Genomic DNA, 5,079 nt, shown 5'->3' on the forward strand with positions numbered 1-5,079 from the left:
ACATTATGAGATAACGCATTTTGCAATTCAGGCTCACCATATTGAATGCTATTATAGTTATTAAATACCAAACCTTGAGCTAAACTGGTAACATCTGTAAACTGGTTTTGCATTTGGTAACGAAGCGTTAAACTTTCGCTCTTTTTAAACTGAATAATGGTTTCAAAATCTGGTAGTAACTTAAAGAAATTATCCTCATAAGTTTCTCCAAATTGGCTATTCTTATTTCCATAGGCATGTAAAGAAAACCCTGGAGTAATTGTAAATATTCCTGTTTTCAAGGTATAATGTGTACCTAAATAAAAATCGGTAAAGTTATAATCGGTGTCATTTGTAGCACGACCATCATTAAATGTTGGCGTTGGCTCAAACTCTGAATTATCATCTAAAAATTGAAAAATATTTGAGTTAAATTCTTGTCGGCTTAAAATGGTTCCTAAGGTGAAATTGATATTACTTTTATCATTAAGAATGTTGTAATAATCTAATTTAGCATCAATTTGGTTTGATTTTATACGTCTGTTTTGACCTATATCATAATTATCTAAGGTAGTTACAAAACCCATTGCTTCTGCAGTCGTATCAAAAGCATCACTATTATCAGGATCATTAACCAACATGGCATTATAAAATGGATCTTCATTTTTTATTAAATGCTGCGCTTCAATAGCAAATATATTGGTTTCGTTAAGCGTATAATAATAATTCAAATTTTGATTGATAGTAAAAGGGGTTACTTCATCTAGCTGATTTGTGTTTCCAAGTACTGAAGACAAAAAGTTTTGATCTTGTTCATCTTTAGAAAAGCGCCCTAAAATATCATAATCTAATTGGTTATTAATATTAGGTTTATAAACAGCACTTAACTTTAATAACCCTTGATTAGAACGTTCGTTACTACTTTGCTCTGTTGCCTCATCTGGAATTCCTAAATCTGAATCGGTATATTGAATAAAACTTGTTTTTTTTGATAAAATTCTGCTACTATTAAATATTGCAAAACCACTAATATCTAATGCTTCATTAGGCGAATAACTAAAATTTGTAGCGGCTAACTTATTTTCAATTTCAATGGCATTATTTTGTGTTGTTAGAAAATCGAGACCGTTATCTCCTAGGTTAATACTTGTACCACTACTTCTGCTAGGTGCTCTAAAACCTCCACCAAAACCTCTAAGATCTCTACGTGTTAAAGCTAAATCACCTATATTATTTAAATCGCCAATAAAATTCAAGCTAAATTTTGGACTGTAATAAAACAATTTTGGTTGTAGCAAATAAAGTTCTTCATCTGGTGATGCACCTCCACCGGCAGTTACATTACCAAACCAAAAGTTTTCCTTTCCTTTTTTAAGCTTAATATTTAAAGCTACATTATCTTGATTATTAGTAACGCCACTTAATTGACCAACTTCAGAGTAATTCCGCAGAACTTGTATTTTATCAACCGCATTTGAAGGAATATTTTTAATCCCTAATTTGGTGTCGCCATCAAAAAAATCTTTACCATTTACCATTAGCTTGCTCACTACCTTACCTTCAACTTCAACTTGGCCATCATCATTTACTACAACACCTGGTAATTTTTCTAAAACATCTTCTAGCTTACGTTCACTTCCATTTTTAAAAGAATCTGCATTATAAATTAAGGTATCTCCTTTTACAGTTACCGGCATTTCATAGATTAACTCTATTTCATCTAAAGCATTATCTTCATTTAAAGTGATGTTTTTTGTTATATCTTCTTCTTTTGTAGAAATGGATTCTGTAAACGTTTTCATTCCTATATAACTTACCTGAATACTATAAGATTCGTTTTTGGAAAGATTCAATCTAAAAAACCCCTTTTGATCGGTAATTCCATAAGATTGTAATGTTTTAGTTTCTTGATTAATGGCTATTACATTTGCTAATTCCAAAGGTGTGCCAATACTATCTTTTACAACCCCTTCAAATTTAACCTGAGAAATTACAGTATTTGCGAAGCCTAAAAGCGCGATAAAAATAAATTTCTTTATCATTTTTTATTATTATAATTAATTTGAATGTTTAGCGTCTTCCTCCTCCTCCTGGTCTGCCATCGCCTCTTCCTCTGCTTTCTCTAAACTCTTCCATTTTTTTGGTAATGATTTCTTTGTATTCCAGCTGGGTTACAACTTGTCCTTTTTTTGGTGCTTTAATTTCTGTTTTTTCTTCAGGATTTATTATGATTTTAGTGCATAGCATGATGGTGTTTCCTGCGCTTACTTCCAATATCAATCCTGGCAATCCCCAATAATCAGACGGCCCTTGGCTAACTGGAATTTGTGGCGTGTACCAAGCAACAACGTCAACCATTTCTGGTTCCTTTTCTTCTGAAGCACCTGATTCTTTTTCGCTGTTATCTCTTCTTGGTGGCGGTCCAAATTCAATACTGGTAGATACTTTTTTAGTCGTAGCCTTAAAGCACATATATTGCCCTATCTGTTTGGTTTCTGTTCCCATTTTCCATTCCAGAGGTTGCATGTCTTCTTTAATTAAAAATTGCTTTCCGAAAAACTCTTGATCTTGTAAATAAATGTTGTCTTTAATATTTTTATATTCTGGTCCTGGCGAAAAATTACTTGCAAAACCCCCTGGTCCTCTTCCAGAATCTGTTCCTGGCGTAGATAATTTTTCATCTTCTACAAAAATAGATTCTTCTTTATTGAATGTTAGTACATACGTTTTTTCTAACATGGATTTAAAACGCGTTTCTAATTCTTTCTTCCTTTGTTCTGTCATTTGGTCTCCTCCTCTATTAAAACGACTCATATCCATAGTAGTTTTTGAAAAGTAGTAGGCTTTTCCTTGAAATTCTTGAGCGTGAAATGATAAACTTCCTAATACTATTAATAATGGAATATAAAATTTTGTGATGTTATTTTTCATAATGAAAGGACTTGAAATATTATTAAAACGAAATTAAAAGACAACTATACTTTAAGACTAGAATATTAGGCAATAGTTTAATGCGTATGGGTTAATTTTAAGTTAAAAAAATGAAATAAAAATTTGAGGGATGTTTTCACTAATTCACAAATAAATGGTTTGATTTTTGTACTTTTCAATCTGCAATGAAATTTACGTTTTACATCTTCATTTTTTTCTCTGTTTCAATCTTTTCGCAAGAATCAATTGAAGCAAGGTTAATTAGCAAAGTGGATTTAAATGTTGACACCTTAATTTCTGTTGATAATTTCGGTACTTCATATTATATAAAAGATGATGTTATTTATAAAAAAACAAATATCGAAACCATTAACTATAATAATTTACAATTAGGAACCATTGAATCGGCAAATGCTTTCAATCCTTTAAAAATTAATTTATTCTATAAAGATTTCAATACCATAATTATACTTGATAATAGATTTGCTGAAATATTTAAAATAGATTTCAATACGCTTTCAGAATATAAAAGTGTTTCGCATGTTTCTACAGGTCATGATAATACTATTTGGATTTTTAATCAAGACTTACAAAAACTTGAGTTATTCGATTATAAATCTAGAATAACCCGCGCTCAAACGGCGCCTGTACAAAGTGCTGTGCTTGATATAAAGAGTAATTACAACTCCTGCTGGTTACTAACCGAAAACTATTTATATACCTATAATTACTTTGGTAGTTTATTGAAAAAGATAACAAACACAGGCTATACCGCTCTTGCAGAAAGTAATGAAAATGTCATTTTGAAAAAAGAAAACGCTTTACTTTTCATAAAAAAGGATAGCGAAAAAATTATACCTATTAAAACATCAAATTTGTTAATAAATCAGTTTTTTGTAACCAATGAAACCTTGTATATTTACAACCATAAAGTCCTACAAAAATATCAACTAAAAACTAATTAAAACCATGCACATTGCTATTGCCGGAAATATTGGCGCTGGAAAAACGACTCTCACTAAATTATTAGCTAAACACTATAAATGGGAAGCGCAATTAGACGATGTTGTAGATAACCCATATCTAGATGATTTTTACACGCAAATGGAACGCTGGAGTTTTAATTTACAAGTGTATTTTTTAAATAGCAGGTTTCGCCAAGTTTTACAGATTCGCCAGAGCGGAAAAGATATTATTCAAGATAGAACCATTTATGAGGATGCCCACATTTTTGCACCCAACTTACATGCTATGGGATTAATGACAAACCGTGATTTTGAAAATTACAAATCACTTTTTGACTTAATGGAATCTCTGGTTCAGGGTCCAGATGTATTGATTTATTTAAGAAGTTCTATTCCAAATTTAGTAGCTCAAATTCATAAGCGTGGTCGTGATTATGAAAACTCAATTAGTATTGATTATTTGAGTCGATTAAACGAACGCTACGAAGCCTGGATACATGGGTACGATAAAGGAAAACTACTAATTATTGATGTTGACAATTTAAACTTTGTAGACAATCAAGAAGATTTAGGCCAAGTAATTAATACTATTGATGCCGAGATTAACGGACTATTTTAAAAAATCAAGCTTTTCTAATTTATTACAAACCGCTTAGTACCTCCATCCGTTTTCAATAAATATACTCCTTTTGAGAAATAGCGGATATCTATTTTAGTGGAGGTGTTTTCTGTTTTTTGGACATGAAGTAATTTCCCTTGAACATCAAATATTTTAATAGTTCCTAGCCTATTTCTTTCCGAACTAATATAAATGCATTCTCCTTTTGTTGGAACTGAATAAATACTAATAGTGTCACTTTTTTCAGAAATATCATTAACACTTAATGTTGAGCAATCATTATTACCATGAATCTCCACTTCCTCATAACTATTCCAACCACTTCCTTCAGAATTCCCGTAACCTAAAATTCTAACATATTGAACTGTAGGATTTGGAGTTAATTGAAACGCTTCAAACCCAACTGTGGTTCCAGAACTTGTTAAAACTGAAGTAGCATCTGAAAAATTAATTCCATCATTAGAAGTTGCAATTTTAAAAGATGATGATCTAGTATCTCCTTTATGAAAATAAATATTTACACTAGTAACTATTTTTTGACATTGCATATCAAAAGTTAAATAAGCAGAGCCATCATTAGCATTT

General features: G+C 31.0%; 5 protein-coding genes. 2 read left to right on the top strand and 3 right to left on the bottom strand.

Annotated elements, in window-relative coordinates:
• Together WBN21_RS07385 and WBN21_RS07390 are read right to left on the bottom strand one after the other, a co-directional pair.
• Window positions 1-2,021, bottom strand: a 2,021-nt coding sequence (locus tag WBN21_RS07385) for a carboxypeptidase regulatory-like domain-containing protein (RefSeq protein WP_424198916.1), incomplete at its 3' end; no start/stop codon positions are given.
• Window positions 2,022-2,049: 28 nt separating this feature from the next.
• Window positions 2,050-2,910 carry a GLPGLI family protein gene (locus WBN21_RS07390; RefSeq protein WP_424198918.1) on the bottom strand — a complete coding sequence of 287 codons (861 nt, stop codon included), beginning with the start codon at window positions 2,908-2,910 and terminating at the stop codon, window positions 2,050-2,052.
• A 185-nt stretch (window positions 2,911-3,095) separates the two neighbouring features.
• Here WBN21_RS07390 and WBN21_RS07395 point away from each other — a divergent pair, with 185 nt between their 5' ends.
• Both WBN21_RS07395 and WBN21_RS07400 read left to right on the top strand, forming a co-directional pair.
• The gene (locus tag WBN21_RS07395; RefSeq protein ID WP_424198919.1) at window positions 3,096-3,875 is read left to right on the top strand and encodes a hypothetical protein; all 780 of its coding nucleotides are present in this window, start codon (window positions 3,096-3,098) and stop codon (window positions 3,873-3,875) included.
• 4 nt (window positions 3,876-3,879) lie between these two features.
• A complete protein-coding gene (locus tag WBN21_RS07400; protein WP_424198921.1) occupies window positions 3,880-4,494 on the top strand; it encodes a deoxynucleoside kinase in 615 nt (204 codons plus the stop codon).
• 14 nt (window positions 4,495-4,508) lie between these two features.
• On the opposite strand, the gene WBN21_RS07405 is transcribed toward WBN21_RS07400, so the two are convergent.
• The coding region (locus WBN21_RS07405; RefSeq protein ID WP_424198923.1) for a T9SS type A sorting domain-containing protein at window positions 4,509-5,079 on the bottom strand (571 nt) is incomplete at its 5' end.

Origin of the sequence: Algibacter sp. (genome assembly GCF_049667265.1) — a bacterium.
GTDB lineage: Bacteria > Bacteroidota > Bacteroidia > Flavobacteriales > Flavobacteriaceae > Algibacter_B.

What these genes read in the sequence shown, in the direction of transcription:
- WBN21_RS07390 (WP_424198918.1), bottom strand. Translation starts at nt 2,910, where the DNA reads ATGAAAAATAACATCACAAAATTTTATATTCCATTATTAATAGTATTA.
- WBN21_RS07395 (WP_424198919.1), top strand. Translation starts at nt 3,096, where the DNA reads ATGAAATTTACGTTTTACATCTTCATTTTTTTCTCTGTTTCAATCTTT.
- WBN21_RS07400 (WP_424198921.1), top strand. Translation starts at nt 3,880, where the DNA reads ATGCACATTGCTATTGCCGGAAATATTGGCGCTGGAAAAACGACTCTC.